The 18,063-nt window shown below is 61.2% G+C and carries 12 protein-coding genes; 11 read left to right on the top strand and 1 reads right to left on the bottom strand.

Features of this window, described 5'->3' with window-relative positions; all coding sequences use genetic code 11:
* Positions 1-160: 160 nt before the first annotated feature.
* From F7O44_RS28975 to F7O44_RS28950, 6 genes are all read left to right on the top strand, one after another.
* A complete protein-coding gene (locus F7O44_RS28975; RefSeq protein ID WP_162453822.1) occupies positions 161-733 on the top strand; it encodes a MaoC family dehydratase in 573 nt (190 codons plus the stop codon).
* The gene (locus F7O44_RS28970; protein ID WP_162453821.1) at positions 730-2,469 is read left to right on the top strand and encodes a gamma-glutamyltransferase family protein; all 1,740 of its coding nucleotides are present in this window, start codon (positions 730-732) and stop codon (positions 2,467-2,469) included. Before F7O44_RS28975 ends, F7O44_RS28970 begins: the two co-directional genes overlap by 4 nt.
* A 438-nt stretch (positions 2,470-2,907) precedes the next feature.
* Positions 2,908-4,947, top strand: a complete 2,040-nt coding sequence (locus tag F7O44_RS28965; RefSeq protein ID WP_343073940.1) for a N,N-dimethylformamidase beta subunit family domain-containing protein — start codon at positions 2,908-2,910, stop codon at positions 4,945-4,947.
* A 212-nt stretch (positions 4,948-5,159) separates the two neighbouring features.
* Positions 5,160-6,032 carry a Gfo/Idh/MocA family protein gene (locus F7O44_RS28960; RefSeq protein WP_162453819.1) on the top strand — a complete coding sequence of 291 codons (873 nt, stop codon included), beginning with the start codon at positions 5,160-5,162 and terminating at the stop codon, positions 6,030-6,032.
* A gap of 1,063 nt (positions 6,033-7,095) precedes the next feature.
* Positions 7,096-8,001, top strand: coding sequence for a Gfo/Idh/MocA family oxidoreductase (locus tag F7O44_RS28955; protein ID WP_162453818.1), 906 nt, complete (start codon positions 7,096-7,098; stop codon positions 7,999-8,001).
* A gap of 366 nt (positions 8,002-8,367) precedes the next feature.
* Positions 8,368-9,405, top strand: coding sequence for a zinc-dependent alcohol dehydrogenase (locus F7O44_RS28950; RefSeq protein ID WP_162453817.1), 1,038 nt, complete (start codon positions 8,368-8,370; stop codon positions 9,403-9,405).
* Between the two features lie 757 nt (positions 9,406-10,162).
* Here the strand turns inward: F7O44_RS28950 and F7O44_RS28945 are convergent.
* Positions 10,163-10,861 (bottom strand): phosphoadenylyl-sulfate reductase, encoded by a 699-nt coding sequence (locus F7O44_RS28945; RefSeq protein ID WP_162453816.1) that lies wholly within the window; start codon positions 10,859-10,861, stop codon positions 10,163-10,165.
* 357 nt (positions 10,862-11,218) lie between these two features.
* On the opposite strand from F7O44_RS28945, the gene F7O44_RS28940 reads away from it, so the two are divergent.
* The 5 genes from F7O44_RS28940 (at position 11,219) to F7O44_RS29830 (ending at position 17,929) form a co-directional block, all read left to right on the top strand.
* Positions 11,219-12,742, top strand: coding sequence for a 4Fe-4S dicluster domain-containing protein (locus F7O44_RS28940; RefSeq protein ID WP_162453815.1), 1,524 nt, complete (start codon positions 11,219-11,221; stop codon positions 12,740-12,742).
* A gap of 17 nt (positions 12,743-12,759) precedes the next feature.
* Positions 12,760-15,591: a molybdopterin-dependent oxidoreductase gene (locus F7O44_RS28935; RefSeq protein ID WP_162453814.1), complete on the top strand. Its 2,832-nt coding sequence runs from the start codon at positions 12,760-12,762 to the stop codon at positions 15,589-15,591.
* Positions 15,591-16,706: an Mrp/NBP35 family ATP-binding protein gene (locus F7O44_RS28930; protein WP_162453813.1), complete on the top strand. Its 1,116-nt coding sequence runs from the start codon at positions 15,591-15,593 to the stop codon at positions 16,704-16,706. The genes F7O44_RS28935 and F7O44_RS28930 overlap by 1 nt, the downstream gene beginning before the upstream one ends.
* A gap of 279 nt (positions 16,707-16,985) precedes the next feature.
* A complete protein-coding gene (locus F7O44_RS28925) occupies positions 16,986-17,723 on the top strand; it encodes a hypothetical protein (protein WP_222851809.1) in 738 nt (245 codons plus the stop codon).
* Between the two features lie 26 nt (positions 17,724-17,749).
* Positions 17,750-17,929: a hypothetical protein gene (locus F7O44_RS29830; RefSeq protein ID WP_222851808.1), complete on the top strand. Its 180-nt coding sequence runs from the start codon at positions 17,750-17,752 to the stop codon at positions 17,927-17,929.
* Positions 17,930-18,063: the final 134 nt, after the last annotated feature.

Genomic DNA, 18,063 nt, shown 5'->3' with positions numbered 1-18,063 from the left:
GGCTCAAATCCGGTCATTCTCCCGGGTGAGCAGGCACATGATTGTCCCTGTCTTCCACGATCGGTTGGATGATTATCCATTGACGGTGCTCCATCCACGGCGTTAATGTACCAGAAAACTCCGAGTGTTTTGGGTGACCGAGCCTAGGCTTGGAGGTGCCATGGCAGCGGAATCCGGGAGTCGAAGCTCTGGCAGGGCAAAGGCAGGCTGGAAGGGGCGCTACTACGAGGACTTTGAGGTGGGAGACCATTACCAGCATCCGTTAGGCCGCACCATCAACGAGGCAGACAATGCGTGGTTCACCCTGCTGACTATGAACACGAACCAGAACCACTTCAATGCCGAGGTCGCGGCCCGCGCGCCTTACGGCAAGATTATCGTCAATTCCGGCCTGACTGTCGCGCTGGTGCTCGGTTTGAGTGTCGGCGATACTAGCCAAAACGCCATCGTCAATCTCTCATGGGAGCACATCCACCTGCCCCACCCATTGTTTGTCGGCGACACTGTATATGCGGAGTCGCTTGTGCTGGCCAAGCGTGAATCGAAATCGAGACCATATGCCGGCATTGTGACTTGCCGGACCAGGGGCTTGAACCAGGACGGCGACGAGTGCGTCACGTGGGAACGCACGTTCATGGTGTACAAGCGCGACGCCCCGCAGGTTCAGGACTACTTCCCGGCGGCTAAGTCAGGCCCGATGACTCTCAATCCCGTCGAAGGAGATACGGAATGAGTCGTACGGCACGTCTTGTGGCGAAGAGCCCGGCACGCAGTGAACGCGGGATGGTCGTGGCCCACAACATTGAGGGCGCAGAGACTGGAGCGTCCATCCTGCGAGCAGGTGGTAATGCGTTCGACGCGGCCGTGGCGATGAGCTTCGTGACCGCGGTGCGTGAGACGGCGATGAACAGCGTCGGTGGGGTTGGCGTGCTGCTCGCACACTCGGGAACGACGGGCGAGACCACTGAGATCAACTTCTACGGGCGGACCCCTGCGGGATTATCTGAAGACGTGTTCGTGCCCTACCTGTACGACACATCGTCCTCGATGTTCGGTTGGAAGGGGGTCGAAGGGACCAGAAACGAGCGAGGCTTCCTCTCCGTAGGTGTGCCAACGTACGTCTCTGGACTAGCCGAGCTACACGCACGTCATGCGACTATGCCATGGCAGGAGCTATTACAGCCGGCGGTTGCGTTGGCTCGGACAGGGTTTGCTGTGGACGAGGAAGACCTTGCGAGCTTTGCGACGCACCTCGAGCATCTGCAGGGTTACGACGAAATCAACCGCATCTTTCTTACCAATGGCATCCCGTTCCCCGACGGCATCTACCAGGGGAGTGGACGTCCAGTGACGCAGCCGGATCTGGCCACCACGATCGAACAGGTCGCGGTGGACGGCACGGACGCGTTCTACCGCGGAGACATAGGGAACTCCATATGTGACTACGTTCAAGCTGGGGGAGGTGTCCTCTCGGCGAGCGACCTCGCTCAGTATCGGCCAGAGGTCACCAGCGGGCTGCGCTCAACCTATAGAGACTACGAGTTGGTGACGTCATCGGGCATGACAGGTGGACTCACCTTGATCGAGATGCTCAACCTTGCTGAGCAGATCGACCTTCGCTCGCGCGATCGGTGGTCGGTTCAGTGCCTGCATCTCATCGCCGAGATCATGCGGCAGGCGTGGACAGACCGCTTCGTGTATGTAGGTGACCCGGAAGGAACCACTGTTCCTGCTGATGCGCTCATCGATAAGGCGTATGCGGCGACCCTGCTGGAGGGGTTTGCCGATGACCAGGTCGCCAAACATACCCGGCCAGGCAATCCCTGGCCGTTCTCCCGTCTCACTCCTGCACCGACGAGCGTGGCCGGAGACCCGGGCGGACGCGACACCACCCACATCGCCGCAGCAGACAGCCAGGGCAACCTTGTCACCTTTACCCAGACGTTAGGTCTGGCTTTCGGGTCGTGTGTTGTTACGCCTGGCACGGGCGTCAACTTGTACGACGTCACCATGTGGATGAACCCCGAACCAGGCACGCCAAACTCTGTCGGCCCGTCGAAGAAGCAGCTTGGACATGCAACTCCAGTAATGCTGTTCAAGGATGGCGAGCCCATCGTGGCGCTCGGCGCGCCAGGCGCGCGGCGGGTTGTAACGGCTATGTTCCAATGCATCATTAACATCGTCGACTTCGGCATGGACGTACAGGAAGCGATAGGCGCTCCCCGGCTGCACTGCGAAGGCGCCGATCCGTCTGCGCCGATCGGGCCCACGGTTCGGACAGTAGTGATCGATGACCGCGTTCGAAGCGACACGTTGGATGGATTGGCGCAGCGCGGCCACGAGGTGGAAACCGTATATGAGACAGGGACACAGAGCTCGCTCGCAAAGCCTCTGGGGATCCAGCTTGATGATGGCGAGCTCGTCGGCGGCGTGGACGTCTTCCGCAAGTCGATCGGGATCGGAATCTGACCTTCGCCATCGGTGCTAGCCAAGGTCATCTCAGCGCCCTTTGTGGTGCGCCGAAGATCGGACGACCGCATTGAACGCGGCGGAATCGGTCCTTCATAGTGATTCGTACGGCTGGCTTGAGCGCACCAAGACCACGCATTCTCAACCATCTATTGAAGCCGTAGAGACTTCACGCTGTGCTAGAGTGAATTAAGCATTTCATTTTGAGCTGCGAGAGACTTTACTTGGGCTGATCCGAACACCAGGTCGAGCATGATGTGTCGGCTTCTGGCTGCCCGCGAGTACCGCGCGGCACGTCGACGCCGCGATTTGATCTTGACGGCGCTGAGGGTAGGTCTTATCCGGGCAAGCCGCCTCATGTTTTGGAGCGCGCTAGTCCAGCAGTGCCGCATTGAGCCCGCGACCCGGTATGCAGCCGCTGGTCGAGTCTGATGAGGAGTGGTGTCTGTGGTGACGATTGAGGGTTACTGTTCGGAGCGGTCGGTGTACCCGGGCGAGACGGTTGGTTTACATGCCAGCTTGCAGGGCGAGGGCGAAGTCGGCATCGAGATCAGACGAGTGCCTTCGGCCGAGGTGGTGCACCGTGAGACGGCGTGGTGTGGTGAGCACGCCACGCCGCTTAAGGCGCACGAGCGTGGCTGTGGCTGGCCCACCCTGACCAGTCTGACAGTCCCGGATGATTGGCCGAGTGGCGTCTACACCGCAGACTTGGTCGCTGGTGATGGGGTGAGCACTCGGTTGTTCTTTGTGGTAAAGGCATCTGCGCCGAGCAGCCGGATGTTATTAAGTGTGGCGGTGTCCACGTATGAGGCGTATAACGGTTGGTCTCCGATTGCGACGGGCATGCTTGGCAAGAGTTTGTATGACGGGTTTCCCGACCCGCCCAGTGCTACCGGTCAGGTATCTGAACACAACGATGACCTGGTCGAACGGGCGCATGTCGTGTCTTGCCAGCGCCCGAACCCGCTGTGGGTGCAGTTCTTCGAGCGGTGGGAGGGACGCTTCCTGGCCTGGGCCGAATCCGAGGGCTTCACCGTGGACTGCTGTACCAGTGTGGACCTGCATCGTGAGCCTGAGTTGCTGTCCCGGTACCAACTGTTGTTGTCGGTCGGGCATGACGAGTATTGGTCGAAGCAAATGCGAGATAACGTCGAGGAGTTCGTCGTTCGGGGCGGTAACGTTGCGTTCTTTAGCGGTAACGTGTGCAATTGGCAAATCCGTTTCGCCGATGATGACCGGCAGATCATCTGCTACCGAAGCCCACTCCTTGATCCCCTCACCGGAGTCGAGAACGACCGTGTCACCACCGAGTGGTGGTCGGCACCTCTCGACCGACCACCCAACTTTATGACCGGCGTCAGTACCCGAAATGGCGCGGTGCATTCGATGGGGGACTCGTTCCTCGGCAAGACCGGACCCGGCGCTCGCCGGGAGGATGCCGCGTACGAAGTGTGTTTCCCGGAGCATTGGGTGTTTGATGGCGTCGCCTTCGAGGACGACGGCACATTCGGCCGGGGACAGGACATCGTTGGCTATGAAACCGACGCCGCCGAGTACACCCTCACCGACGACGGCATCCCCAGAGCCACCGGCCACGACGGCACCCCCGAAGACTTCGCCATCCTCGCCCACGCCGATCTCACTTCCTGGCGCGGCCACGGAATGGGCGGATACGCCACTATGGGCATCTTCCGCCGCAACGGAACCGTCTTCACCGCTGCCACCACCGACTGGGCAAACGGCCTGTGTTCCTCCTCCGCGACCCAGGACGATGGTGCAAGCAAGTGCGTGCCAGCGTCAGACACGAAGAGTGCAGTGCCACATACTACCCGAAATGTCATCACCCGCCTCAGCCAGCGCATCTCACCGAATACCTGGGAACTGATCGGCGACGCACCGCTCATCTCCTCGATTGCTACGTTCGAACACCGCCTCTTCGCCATTGGTCGAGATGGTCGCCTCTACTGCCGCGACGCCACCCCGCAAAACATCGCCTGGCGCGACATCGGCGATGCCACGCGCATGACGGCGCTAGCGGCCACAGAGTCAACCAGCGGGCGACTCCTGGCTGTTGACCAACAGGACGGCATGTCCTGGCGGCATGCCGTTACAGAGAACAGGGCATGGCATCCCTTCGCCAAAGCTCACCTATCCGTTGTCGACATAGCTAGCAAGTTCTCCGAACTGTTCGCCGTCGCCGACGGCGCGCTCTGGGCACGCACCCCAGCACTGATAGACACCGAATGGCAGCGCGTCGATGACGCAGACGGCATCATCTCCCTCGAGGCCTGGTGGAACACCCTCATCGCCCTCACCGACGAAGGTCACATCATCTACCGTCCCGCCGAAGCAAAAGGCCGAGCCCCATGGACCACGCTCGACAAAGCGCCTACCGGCGCACAAACCATCGGAGCCGTCAATGGCCGGATCGTCATCGCCACAAGGAACGGCAAACTCTACTGGCGACCACTCGCATAGGCTGAACCAGCCACGCGGGCGACGTCCAAACATTCTATCTCGACGACTTCAGGTGGAGAATACGCCAGCGTGAATCGACGCCCTAGGCGGAGGAGGGCGCCCGTAGAATAATGCTATCCAACGACCTAGAGCCAAGCGGGCAACTGGAGATCTCGCGAATTTTTCACGATATTGCTATGACGCATTAACAGATGGAATCAAGAGGAGGAGCCTTGTTACGTCTAGGACTTGTTGGCACCGATTGCCCGCACGCCGACTACTATGTTCGTTATCTCAACGTCGATAAAGCCTACGAGGGATTCCGCTTCGTGGCAATTGCTGGAGGGCAAACTCAAAGGAACATCGAATTGGCGGAACTGGGTGGGGTTGAGGAGATAGTCGATGACGTCAGTGCTCTTATTGATCGGGTCGATGTCGCAGTTGTCGGCCACATGCATGGCGGCTTGCATCGGCAGAGCGCGGTACCGTTGTTGACGGCGGGAAAGCATGTCTACATCGAAAAGCCCCTCGCAGTCACAGTTGCCGACGCGGAAGCGATCATCGAAGCCGCACGGCAAGCGGACGTTGTTGTCGGCTCATCGTCAGGCATGCGGTTCAGTCCACTCGTCGACAAACTGCGTGATTCCGCGAGCCGCCTTGGTGAGCTTCAGGTTCTCAGTGTAGGCGGCCCAACGAATCCCGAACTCCCTTATGGTGGTCACATATTCTACGGCTGCCACACAGTCGAGTTCGCGATGGAAGTGCTTGGAAATCCAGAGTTCAGCAATGATGTACATGTCGAGCAGGCTAATCACGACATCACTGTCATAGGCCGCACCGAAACCAAGCCTCCCATTCGGTTGATCATGTCCTTAGTGAAGATAGACGAAGGCGCTGAAGAGATGTGGGGCGCCATGATGATCGGCTCGGGCGGAATAGTGGCATCGGAAGTTGGCGATCCTTCGGACCACTACTTCCCCGTCACCCGCGGCCTGGCCAAGTTTCTCGACGCCGTCAACATGAATGCCCAGCAAACGCCGTACGGACAGCTTGTTGCACCAGTGAAGCTCTTTGAGAATATTTCTAAAGCTCAACTCGCAACCTAGCCTAACCATGACGTATTCAGTTTCATTTTGAGAGATGAAGGAGGAAGAGACTCGCAGTTGATTCTTATCAATCGCAGTGGCTCGTGTGTATATCTTTCGTGGGCTTGGGCTTGGGCTTGGGCTTGGGTCGGTGCGGAACCTGTCAGCAGAGTCGGGCGTCGTTACAATAGAACCAGATGGTTTGGCGACCTGGCGGCATCCGTTGTTCGTCGGTGGGCGGGCTAATCCAGGTGCATCAAGCAGTTTCGGCGGTTGCGGGATGCGACGGGCACAGCGCACGGAGTTCGCGACCTAGTGTCCTGTGGTTCCGGTGTCTTTACGTAGATTTCGTGATCATGTTGTTGACTGGGATGATGCAGTTGACGGCAGGTGAGGAAGCGGACCTGCGGGCCCTGCCGAGAGCCGGGACGTGCCGGCGAATGTGGCGAACCGGGCGCGGATTGTGTTGTGGCGGGCCGAGGGTCGGCAGAAGAAGGAGGTCGCGGTGTTGGCTGGGGTTTCGCGGTCGACGGGTGGACCTGTGGCTTTCCCGGTACGCAGCCACGGGGTTCCTGGGCTGGCCGAGCGTTCGCATGCGGCACCGAGGGAGCAGGGCCCGGCTGAGGTCAGGGTCGGATTCTGGCGCTGACGTCGGCCTGTGCCTCGATCCGCCGGGCGCGGCGGTCGTGCTCAGCCTGGACGAGAAGACCCAGGTCTAGGTGCACCGAAGACGAGATCCACAAGACCTTGCCGGCTTACTGTGAACGAATCAACGAGGCGCGACATCAGCGGCGACCGCAACTCTAACTGCGGCCCCCCTCCAGCAGCTCGTGATAGTGACGGGTCGGCGCGTATCAACCCTACGTCACAATTCCATTAGGCCGTTGCTCCGTACGCCAAAGGGGCTCAAGCGACGCGGTGGGACCCGAGGGTCGCCGGCTAGCGAGAATCGCCTCCTTTACGGAAGAGGCGTGTCGCGCAAGAATTTCCCATCCATTGGGCTATGGGACGAGATAGGATCCGCGCAGATTCAGTTGGACACTGAAAAACCGCCGACGGAATATCACAACTCAAGGGAGGACTCGTGCAACGAATAGCAATCGCTGGCACCGACAGCCCACACGCTGAAAAGTTCATTCAGTATCTGAATATTGATAAGTCCTACAACGGATTCCGTGTAGTTGCGTTAACTGGAGGGCGAACGAAGCGAAATCTTGACCTCGCCGCCGCAGGAAAGATCGAGAAAGTTGTCGATGATCCCGAGGAACTGGTCGATGATGTCGACGCCGCGATAGTCACCGATCTCCACGGAGGGCTTCATCGCCAGAACGCTGTACCGTTCTTGTCAGCCGGAAAGCATGTTTATGTAAACAAGCCTTGCGCCACTACCGTCGCCGATGTGAAGGAAATTATTGAAGCCGCGCGGCGAGGAAACGCCATTCTTGCCTGTTGGGCGGCTATGCGATTCATTCCAGGTGTAGTTGAGTCGCATTCCGCATTACAAAGAATCGGGCCACCGCGTGTCGTGTTCCTAACTGGGCCAGCTGACCCAGACTCTCCGTACGGTGGTCTTAGCTTTTATGGATGTCACACGGTCGAAGGGGCGCTGGAGATTCTCGGTAACCCGGATCTGGCAAACGTTCGGGTCGCTCGCGTTGATCATAGCGTAACCATCACGTGCGAGACAGAATCAGATCCGGTGACCCAACTTGTGATTTCATTAGTCAGGTGCGACCACGAAAGCTGGCAAACGATGATGATAGGCCGCGGTGGCGTGGTAGCCCGCGATCTCGGCGTGCCGTCTCACGGTAGTAGGAATCGTTATCTTGCTTTGGCACGTGGCCTGGAGAAATTCCTGGACACTATCTCGACAGGTAAACCCCTGATGCCCTATGAACAGTTCATCACCCCCGTACGCCTATTTGAAGACATTGCTTCCCAGGATCCAAGTCTTAAGGCCAATCCTCCACAAGTTATGAGAAAGGATTGACGGTGAGCCAGAATCGGGCTAGATTCCGGAGGTCCCTTGTTGACGACGTCCTGTGAGGGCTCGTCAAGTAGATCCTTCGGCTGTGCTGCTCGAGATTCGATGCGTGCGTATTCGGCTATTCGGGGTGGCTGAGAATAGATTTGGAGTTGCGATCGACGTCCTGCATATCGGAAAGCGTGCGTTTATAGACAAGTGGCTGGCGGCGCATTTGCGAGGGGAGACGGTTATGTGGATTACAGGCTAGATTAGCTAAGGCCGTGTTGGATATACAGTCTGACTATCGAAGAAGTGTAATTCGGCCCTGCGGTCGGTGCGCCGTGATTCATTCCTCATATTGAACCTGTCGAGAATGGAGGAGTAGGGCGGATGAGCATTCCGAACGCAAGTAGAACCAAACGGACAAGGGAGTCGGATATTCCGGACAGTGCGCCTGCGCTGATTGTGGAAGATGTGGAGAAGGTCACCCTGGGTCAGCGCACGGTGCGAGAACCGGGACCAAGTCAGGCTCTCATCAAAACCGAGTACTCTGGCGTGAGCGTCGGCACCGAATTGAGAGCTGCAACCGGCAGACCTACTCAGATCTTCGGCCCAATGCCATACGTGCCGGGTTATCAGGCTGTTGGCCGGGTAATGGCAGTCGGGGAGCAGGCAGCGAGTGCAGACTTTCAAGTTGGTGATACAGTTGCGTGCGTCACCAGCGGAACTCATCAACGCTACTTCGTCTCAGATATCTCGGGATTGCATCGAATCGAGCCGAATGACCGGCTCCCGACAGCTGCCCTATTTGCTCAGCCAGCTGTTGGTGCCAATGCCTTAAATATGGCCTGCCTGAAGACCGGTGACGTCATTCTTATATTGGGTCAAGGTCTAATAGGTCAGGCGATGGCGCAGCTCGCGCGGTTACGTGGAGCGTACGTCATCGGGACCGACGTCGTCCCTAAACGGCTCGAACTTTCTGCAGCTCACTGTGTCGATTGGGCAGTCGATGCCAACGAGGGGCCTGTGTCTGCACAGATTGCTGACAGGCACGCGTTGGGCGTGGACGTGGTAGCTGAGGCTACTGGAACTGGTGGGGCGTCGTTGGTCGATGACGCGGTGGAATGCCTGGGCAAGGGCGGCACGTTTGCGCAAGTGGGCGCCACCCACGAGCTCCGTTTGGAACTTCGTCTCACTCCCCTTGCCGAGAAGGGTATCCGCGTCCTTGTTCCTGGGGGAGTCGGTGATCGACGGTGTCAGGCCGGCGTACTGCGCCTGCTGATGAGTGGCGCTCTTAATCTACACCCTCTGATAAGTGATTTTGTACCCTGGCAGAAGTCAGCCGCCATTTACAGTCAATTGTTCGCGTCGCAACGGGACGGGCTCAACGGGGTAGTGATCGACTGGCGCGAACGGCCGGGCGACTAGCCCAGATCGTTCGCGCGCCCAGCAGGTTCTCACGTATAGTGAGTGATCCTTATTCGTACGCTCACCGTTGCCTGCCGGTGTGAGTCTGATTCGGTAGCTGTCGAGGGGTCTGAACTGCCTCGCGTTTCCGGACAGTCCGTGGTGTAGTTTGTAGCCCGAGCTGAGTCAAATTGTGCGCAGCAGCGGCGCCGGTCTCGTACCGTGGTGGCGAGTGGTTGTGCCGTGCTTTTCAATCGACGTACCGGTGGTGCCCTCGATCCAGCCAGAGACGGCGAGTGTGACGAACACGATGGTCAAGGTGCGCCTCGATCGGCTCCTTAGCATCGTGGTAGATGGGTCTGGCAGCGAGATCGGACCTGGCTATCCGGAAACACTTGTCGATCTGGAACAGCCGGCGGTAGGAACCGCTCACGAACGCTGGGCCTGGGATGTGCGGTGACATAATGTTTGTATCCCCGCGAGGGCGCTGGCCTTGGGTTCCAGCAGCGGCCGATTCTCTCGGCGCGCCGGTGAGCTTCGACGAATCGGTTGCGCTTCACGGCAATCTCGAGCCACGGCCAAGCCGGGCACTCTATCGAGGCCGAGTACTCTGGCGTGAGGGCCGGAAGCGAATTTGAGATCTGCAGCTAGCGGATGCTGGACTTTCGGTCCAACGCCGTCAGCGCCGGCCTATAAGCTGACCTTTGTTGCGTGACTACTTCCTCGGTCCAATTGTGACAGTGCGGGCGATTTCGGTGGTGACGGACAATGTGAGGCCTTAGTGCTCATGCAGTCCGCACTCAGTCTTGGAGTGGCCGGCCCAGCGGCCGGATCGGATATCTGCCCCTTCTTGTATCGGCTGGGTGCACGGCGCGCAGCCGATCGAAGTGTAGCCCAGTTGGCGCAGTGGGTTTTCGATTATTCCGTGTTCCTTTATGTACGAGTTCACTTGATCATCGGTCCAATAGGCGAGAGGATTGATCTTCACCATATGGCGTCGCGAGTCCCAATCTATTACCGGTGTTTGTGCCCGGGTGGCAGATTCTGAACGGCGTACTCCGCTGGCCCAAGCTTGATACGGCCGCAACGCCAGATCAAGTGGCAGCACTTTCCGCATGAAACAGCAGAGATCGGGATTCGTTTCGTACAGACTTCCATGGCTAGCCTCATGATCCGCAACGGAGAGCGGATGATGTACGGAGTCGACGACAATTCGATACTCCGCCGCAATTGCGTCTCGAGTCCCAATGGTCTCGGCAAAATGATAGCCAGTGTCGAGGAACACCACCCGCAGTCCCGGAGCGATCTGTGACACCAGATGACATAACACTCCGTCGGCCATCGAGGCGGTGATTACGAGTCGCGTGCCGAAAGTTTCATGTGCCCACTTAACGATTTCCGTGGCGTCGGCCGATTCAAGTTGCGTGCGCGCGCTTTCGGCGATGTCTTGAAGTTCCGCATTTGTCATATGACTCATGTCTACTCCGGTCGGATCCTTGGACGCGAAATCCAGGCGGTACGTTGCGCCAGGGCTTCGATCGTCTTTGACAGTTCTAAGATCCGGATAGAGGACGTATTTCGTCAGGCGCAAGCGAGAGCGTGGCATGGTTTCGACCCCGCCTGCCGTTGATCGTGCCTTCTCTTTACCATGTCGGAACTCGAGACAGGCCGGAGCAATAGTAAAAGTGTGATTTCAATGTAATGTCCTCACTGGCGGGGATGGGTGATTGAGAAGGAGTCGGTGGAGTCGTTCCTGCAGCACTTCAGTTCACCGCGCGCGTGGTTTCGTGGAGGAGTCTCAAATGCTGAATTTCGGAACTCGAAGCTAAGTCCGATGAGATACGGCTTCGCAATCGATCAACGCACGTGTATCGGATGTCATGCCTGCACGGTGGCGTGTAAGACGGAGCATGAGGTGCCTGTGGGGCAGTTCCGGACCTGGGTGAAGTACGTAGACAAGGGGGAGTACCCGTCGACCACGCGCGAGTTCGGTGTGCTGCGGTGCAACCACTGCACCGATGCGCCATGCGTGTCGATTTGCCCTACGACAGCGCTGTTCAAGCGGGATGACGGGATCGTCGACTTTGATGCCGACAACTGCATCGGCTGCAAGAGCTGCCTGCAGGCTTGCCCGTACGACGCGATCTACATCGACGCGGACACGAACACAGCCGCCAAGTGCAACTTCTGTGCGCACCGGGTGGATGAGGGGCTGGAACCGGCATGCGTGGTGGTCTGCCCAACGCACTCGATCTGGGTGGGTGACGTCGACGACCCGTCAAGTGGGATCGGTCGGCTGATCAGGGAGAATCCGGTAACGGTGCGTGCCGCGGAACAGAATACCGGTCCGAACGTGTTCTATCTCGGCGCCGACCGCGCGGTCCTGGATCCGCTGGAGGCGCCTGTTCGTGACACGTACCTGTGGGCGAAGCCGGATGACCAGCGCTTGGCGACCGCCGGGGATGTCGCCGAGAGCACCGTCACACAGGCGACCACCACGCTGAACACCGCGCATCCTCGGCCGTGGGGCTGGCGGGTGAGCACCTACCTGTGGACCAAGTCGGTGGGGGCGGGGGCACTGCTGGTGGTTGCGTTGGCGCTGTTCCTTCGCATTGACTTGGGTGTTCTCACCGACGTCGTCGCACCGGTGCTCGCGCTGGCGATGACGGCGGTGACCGGGTTACTGCTGGTGTGGGACTTGAAGCGACCGGCGCGATTTCTGTACATGTTCCTGCGCCCGCAGTGGCGTTCATGGGTGACGCTAGGTGCGTTCGTCCTGGTCGGTTTCGGCGGCGTCGCGCTGTTATGGCTGTTGGCTGGGGTGGGCGGCGCGGACGGTGCCCTTGCCCTGGTGCGTTGGCTGGCGATACCTGCGGGTGTTCTGGCCGCCGGATACACCGCGTTCCTGTTCGGCCAGGCCGAAGGGCGAGACCTGTGGCAGTCGCCGCTGTTGTTCTGGCATCTGGTCGTGCAAGCGTTCATGGTGGGCTCGGGTGCGTTGGCCGTGATCGCCCAGGCGGTCGACGTGAGCGATGAGGGGCAGCGGTTGCTGGCCCGGGTGCTGCTCATCGCGGCCGTCGTCCATCTGCTGATGCTGGCATTGGAATACGGTACGAAACATGCCACCCGGAACGCCAGCGTGGCCGCTCACGTACTTATCCGCGGACGCTACGCGGGGATGTTCTGGGGCGGCAACGCATTGGCAGGCATCGCTGCCGTGCTGGCCGTGGCGGGTTGGGGCGGCGTGAGTGGTAGCGCAGCGGTGGCGGTGGTCGTCGCTGGTGTGCTGGTCCAGGTGGCGCTGCTGGCGTACGAGACCGTCTTCGTGCGGGCCGCGCAAGAGGTTCCGCTGTCATAGCGGGGAGAGGACCTCATATGGCGATCGACGAGTCCAGCGTGCCGATACCCGGGGCACGGGCCCATGAGCACCTGCGCAATTTTCCACCCGTGGAACAGTGGGACCACCACGTCGAGTTCGACGCCAAGGCCCACCCGCGCAAGGTGCCTCGCGAGTACATGCTGATCCCCACCACGTGCTTCAACTGTGAGTCGGCATGTGGGTTGCTGGCCTATGTCGACAAGGAGGATCTGTCGGTCAAGAAGCTGGAGGGCAACCCGGCTCATCCCGGGTCTCGTGGGCGCAACTGTGCCAAGGGCCCAGCCACGATCAATCAGCTGAACGATCCGGAGCGGATTCTGTACCCGCTCAAACGGGTGGGCACCCGAGGTGGGGGTGAGTGGCGGCGGTGTAGCTGGGACGAAGCGGTCGACGACATCGCGGCCCGGATCCGGGCCGCCATCATCGAAGATCGCCGGGACGAGGTGATCTACCACGTAGGACGACCGGGCGAGGACGGATTCGCCGAGCGGTTCCTGCTGGCTTGGGGGGTGGACGGGCACAACAGCCATACCAATGTGTGCTCGTCTGGTGCGCGCACCGGATACACGCTGTGGGGCGGCTACGATCGCCCGTCGCCGGATCATGCCAACGCCCGGGTCATCTTGTTGTTGTCCAGCCATCTGGAGACCGGTCACTACTTCAACCCGCACGCGCAGCGGATCATGGAGGGCAAGCTGGACGGCGCCAAGCTGGTGGTCCTGGATCCGCGGATGTCCAACACGGCATCACACGCCGATCTGTGGATCGCCCCGTGGCCCGGTAGCGAGGCGGCGATCCTGCTGGCGGTGGCGGCATACCTGCTGCGTACCCGCCAGATCGACGAGGCCTATGTGCGGCGCTGGGTGAACTGGGACGTGTACCTGCAGCGGTTGCATCCGGATGCGCCTAGGGACTTCGAGACGTTCCTGGACCGGATCACCGAGGATTATGCGCCGTATACGTTTGAGTTCGCCGCCGAGGAGGCTCAGGTCCCGGCCCCGCGGATCGAGGAGCTGGCCCGACTGGTGGCCGGCGCCGGAAGTCGACTGGCCGCGCACATTTGGAGGTCAGCCGCGGCGGGCAACCTCGGCGGATGGCAGGTGGCGCGCTGCCTGTTCTTCCTCAATGTGCTGACCGGCAGCGTCGGCACCAAGGGTGGAACCAGCCCGAACGGCTGGGACAAGTTCGTCCCGCACGGCCCGGACATGCCCGACGGGCACGACGTCTGGAACGAGCTGCTGTGGCCGCCGGAGTATCCGTTGTGCACCAATGAGATGTCCATCCTGCTGCCACATTTGTTGGCCGAGGGTCGGGGCCTGGTCTCGGTGTATTTCAGCCGGGTCTACAACCCGGTATGGACCAACCCCGGTGGGTTCAGCTGGATCGAGGCGCTGACCGACGAAGACAAGGTGGGGCTGCACGTGGCGCTCACGCCCACCTGGTCGGAGACGGCCACCTTCGCCGACTATGTGCTACCGATGGGGCACGCGTCCGAGCGGCACGACACCCACTCCTACGAGACACATGCTGGCAAGTGGCTGGGGTTCCGCCAGCCGGTGCGCCGGGTGGCGATGGACAAGCTCGGTATCGACTACGGCGACACTCGCGACACCAACCCCGGACAGGTGTGGGAGGAGAACGAGTTCTGGTTCGAGCTGTCCTGGCGGATCGATCCGGACGGGACGCTGGGGATCCGCAGATACTTCGAATCGCCGTACCGTCCAGGCGAGAAGATCACCGTGGACGAGTACTACCGGTGGGTGTTCGAGAACCGGGTGCCCGGACTACCGGAGCAGGCGGAGAAGCTGGGGGTGACGCCGCTGGAATACATGCGCAAACTCGGCGCATATGAAGTGGCCGCGGACGTGTACCGGCAAGACGAACGCCCGCTGACTAACGCTGAGCTAGACGGCGCCGAACCGGACGAGCACGGCGTGCTACGAAAACCCACCACCGAGGAATCCACTCCGCCGCTGATCGGTGAGGCCGGCGCGGTGGGCGTGCGACTCGACGACGGTTCGACGGTTGCCGGCTGGCTCACCCCGTCCCGGAAGCTGGAGCTGTTCTCACCGACTATGGTCGAATTCGGCTGGCCGGAACACGCCACTCCCGGCTACATCGAATCCCACGTCTCCCGGCGCCAGATCGACCTGGACAACCGCGAACTCGTCCTCACGCCGACGTTTCGGCTTCCCACGCTGATCCACACCCGCTCCGGCAACGCCAAATACCTCAACGAGATCAGCAACACCCACCCGTTGTGGATGAACGTGACCGACGCGGATCGCCTTGAGGTGTCCACGGGCGATCTCGTCCGCGTGCGTACCCGCATCGGGTTCTTCGTGGTGCGGGTCTGGGCCACCCAGGGCATCCGCCCCGGCGTGACGGCGCTGTCCCACCATATGGGCCGGTGGCGGCTGGAAGGCCAGGACGGTAGCCGTTGGGTCAGCGGTGCGGTGGATCTCAACCGTAACGACGGCATCTGGCGGCTGCGATACACCACCCCCGTCGGCCCGTTCACCAGCGACGACCCAGACAGCTCTCGCATCTCGTGGGATGACCCCGGCGTCCACCAGAACCTCACCTTCCCGGTCCAACCCGACCCCATCTCCGGAATGCACTGCTGGCACCAGAAAGTCCGTATCGAGCCCGCTCAACCAGATGACCGTTACGGCGACATCGAAGTCGACACCACGCTGGCGCACGACGTCTTCCACGAATGGCTAGCCACAACCCGACCGGGACCCAACCCTGCCGGGTGGCGGCGCCCGGAGTTCCTGATGCGCCCGGTCAAGCCGAAACGCAAAGCCTTCAAGGACGGTCGCTGATGCTCCGCCGGCGGACAGTCATCGACGTCGACGCGGTGCGTGCCGCCGTGCAATCCGCTGCGGGGCAGGTGGAAGACCCGGAGATCCACCAGCCACTCGCCGAGCTCGGCATGCTCGGCGACGTCCGCGTCAGCCGGACTGGACACACCCGCATCCAGGTCCGGCTCACCACGGCAGCATGCCCACTCAAAACAGACCTGGGCGCCGCCGTAGCGACCGCAGTGCGGTCGGTGCCAGGCGTGAGCACCGTAGAGGTCGACTTCGACGTCATGCCGCCACACCAACGCATGCGCCTAGCCGGGCAACTGCGCAGCCACACCGGCGACGGGCCCCGCGGATACGGCTCCCGCGCTAGCGTGGTGGCCGTGGCCAGCGGTAAAGGAGGCGTCGGCAAATCAACCATCACCGCCAACCTCGCGGCGTCCCTCGCCGCCGACGGGCAGCGCGTCGGCATCCTCGACGCCGACGTCTGGGGCCACTCCATCCCGCAGCTGTTCGGTGTCGACCGCCCACCCGTGGCCATGAACGGCATGATGCTGCCGATCGAAGCACACGGCGTTCGCCTCATGTCCACCGGGTTCTTCGTCGACGACGAACCCATCGTCTGGCGCGGACCCATGCTGGACAAAGCCCTGCAGCAGTTCTTCGACGACGTGTACTGGGGTGAACTCGACGTCCTGTTCGTCGACTTGCCGCCCGGCACTGGTGACGTCGCGCTGACGCTTCTGGGCCTGGTGCCGCACGCGCAGCTCGTCGTCGTCACGACACCACAGCTGGCGGCGCAGCGGGTCGCCTACCGAGCCGGCCGCATGGCAGCCGACGCTCGCATGCGTATCGCCGGCGTCGTGGAGAACATGTCCGCGGCCGAGAGCAGCGCGGAATCGGCCGTCTTCGGCACTGGTGGCGGCGCCCGCTTGGCCGAACAACTCGCCACACCACTACTGGGCCGGGTCCCGCTCGACGTCATCCTCCGCCGATCCGGCGACGCAGGGGTGCCCGCCGTGATAGGCGGCGAAGAATCCGCGGCGACAGGCGAACTGGGCCGCATCGCCGGGGCAATCGACCTGCACCGGCCAACACTCGTGGGCCGCCATCTGCCCATCATCCCGACCTGATCACCTGCGGCGCTACTGGCCACAGGAAGCCCCCCGAGCCAGAGACGGCGATCCTGGGATTCTTCTAGGGGCGGCGTCTTCCCGGCGTGAACTGGTCCAGGCTTCGTGACGCGTCTTTCTGAGCTGGAAGGATGTGTACCAGGGCCTCGGCAAGGTCGCGGGTGCTCGGGGCTGATCTGCGGTGATGTGGGCGACACGCGGGTGAGAATGCTGGGGCAGGCGTGACTCCTGTGGTGATCATGAAGGTTCCTTGCGCCTAATGATCATCGACGAGGAGCCATGCCTGCGTTCACGTCATCGCCGATCCATCCTGCAGTTGACCACCTGGTGAGCGCTGTCGATCGCTGCCGCGCTCTGGGTGGTTTGGTGGATGTGCTGGCCGCGGTGCCGGACCCACGCAAACGACGCGGTGTGCGCCACCCCGTCGCCGCGATCGTGTGTCGGTCGCGGTGGACGGCAAGAGCCTGCGCGGTGCTCGTGTCGGCGCCGACGGTGAGCGCCGTGTGCATCTGCTCGCGGCGATCGATACTGGTCACGGCGTCGTACTGGCGCAGCGTCACGTGGCGACGACGACCAACGAGATCTCAATGTTTCTCGCAGCTGCTGGACACCATCGATGACCTCGAGAGCGCCGTCCTCACGGCCGATGCCCTCCACGCGCAGCGGTCTCATGCCGACTACATGGTGCTCGAACGAGGCGGCGCGCACTACCTGCTCACCGTCATCCGGAACCAGCCGGAGCTGTACGCCCAGCTGGCCGAGCTGCCCTGGAAGGACGTCCCGGTCGCGCACACCGACACCACCAAGGCGCATGGACGGGTGGAGAAGCGCAGCATCAAGATCGTCACCATTGCTGCCGGGATCGTGTTCCCGCACGCTCGCCTGGCCATCCAGATCGTGCGCAAGCGACGCAAGAAGAACGAGAAGAGGTACAGCACCGAGATCGTCTACGCCGTCACTTCTCTCGACGTCACCGACGTCACGCCGGCCGAGTTCGCTTCATACCTGCGTACATAGAGAATCGTCTGCACTGGGTCCGCGATATGGCCTACGACGAAGATCGCTCTCAGATCCGTGCCAGCAACGGCCCGCAGACCATGGCCTCGCTACGCAACCTCGCGATCAGCCTGCACCGCCTCGCCGGCGCCACCAACATCGCCCAAGCACTCCGACATCACGCCTGGTATCCGCTCAAGCCTGTGAATCTACTCCTGACCAGCTGACATCCCGACCTTGCCGAGGCCCTGGGATGTGTACTATGCCGAAGAAGATCAATGTCCGTCTCACGAAAGATCTGGGTTGGCTGTGGAAAGTACATCGACTGATGGGCAGAAGTCATATATCTCGCGCAGTCGGT

Source organism: Phytoactinopolyspora mesophila (assembly GCF_010122465.1).
GTDB classification, from domain to species: domain Bacteria; phylum Actinomycetota; class Actinomycetes; order Jiangellales; family Jiangellaceae; genus Phytoactinopolyspora; species Phytoactinopolyspora mesophila.
Note: the sequence above shows the minus strand (reverse complement) of the source record. Positions and strands in the feature narration are given on the sequence as shown.

Coding starts and splice junctions, on each gene's coding strand:
- F7O44_RS28975 (WP_162453822.1), top strand. CDS start 161: ATGGCAGCGGAATCCGGGAGTCGAAGCTCTGGCAGGGCAAAGGCAGGC.
- F7O44_RS28970 (WP_162453821.1), top strand. CDS start 730: ATGAGTCGTACGGCACGTCTTGTGGCGAAGAGCCCGGCACGCAGTGAA.
- F7O44_RS28950 (WP_162453817.1), top strand. CDS start 8,368: ATGAGCATTCCGAACGCAAGTAGAACCAAACGGACAAGGGAGTCGGAT.
- F7O44_RS28945 (WP_162453816.1), bottom strand. CDS start 10,861: ATGAGTCATATGACAAATGCGGAACTTCAAGACATCGCCGAAAGCGCG.
- F7O44_RS28940 (WP_162453815.1), top strand. CDS start 11,219: ATGAGATACGGCTTCGCAATCGATCAACGCACGTGTATCGGATGTCAT.
- F7O44_RS28935 (WP_162453814.1), top strand. CDS start 12,760: ATGGCGATCGACGAGTCCAGCGTGCCGATACCCGGGGCACGGGCCCAT.
- F7O44_RS28930 (WP_162453813.1), top strand. CDS start 15,591: ATGCTCCGCCGGCGGACAGTCATCGACGTCGACGCGGTGCGTGCCGCC.
- F7O44_RS28925 (WP_222851809.1), top strand. CDS start 16,986: ATGCCTGCGTTCACGTCATCGCCGATCCATCCTGCAGTTGACCACCTG.
- F7O44_RS29830 (WP_222851808.1), top strand. CDS start 17,750: ATGGCCTACGACGAAGATCGCTCTCAGATCCGTGCCAGCAACGGCCCG.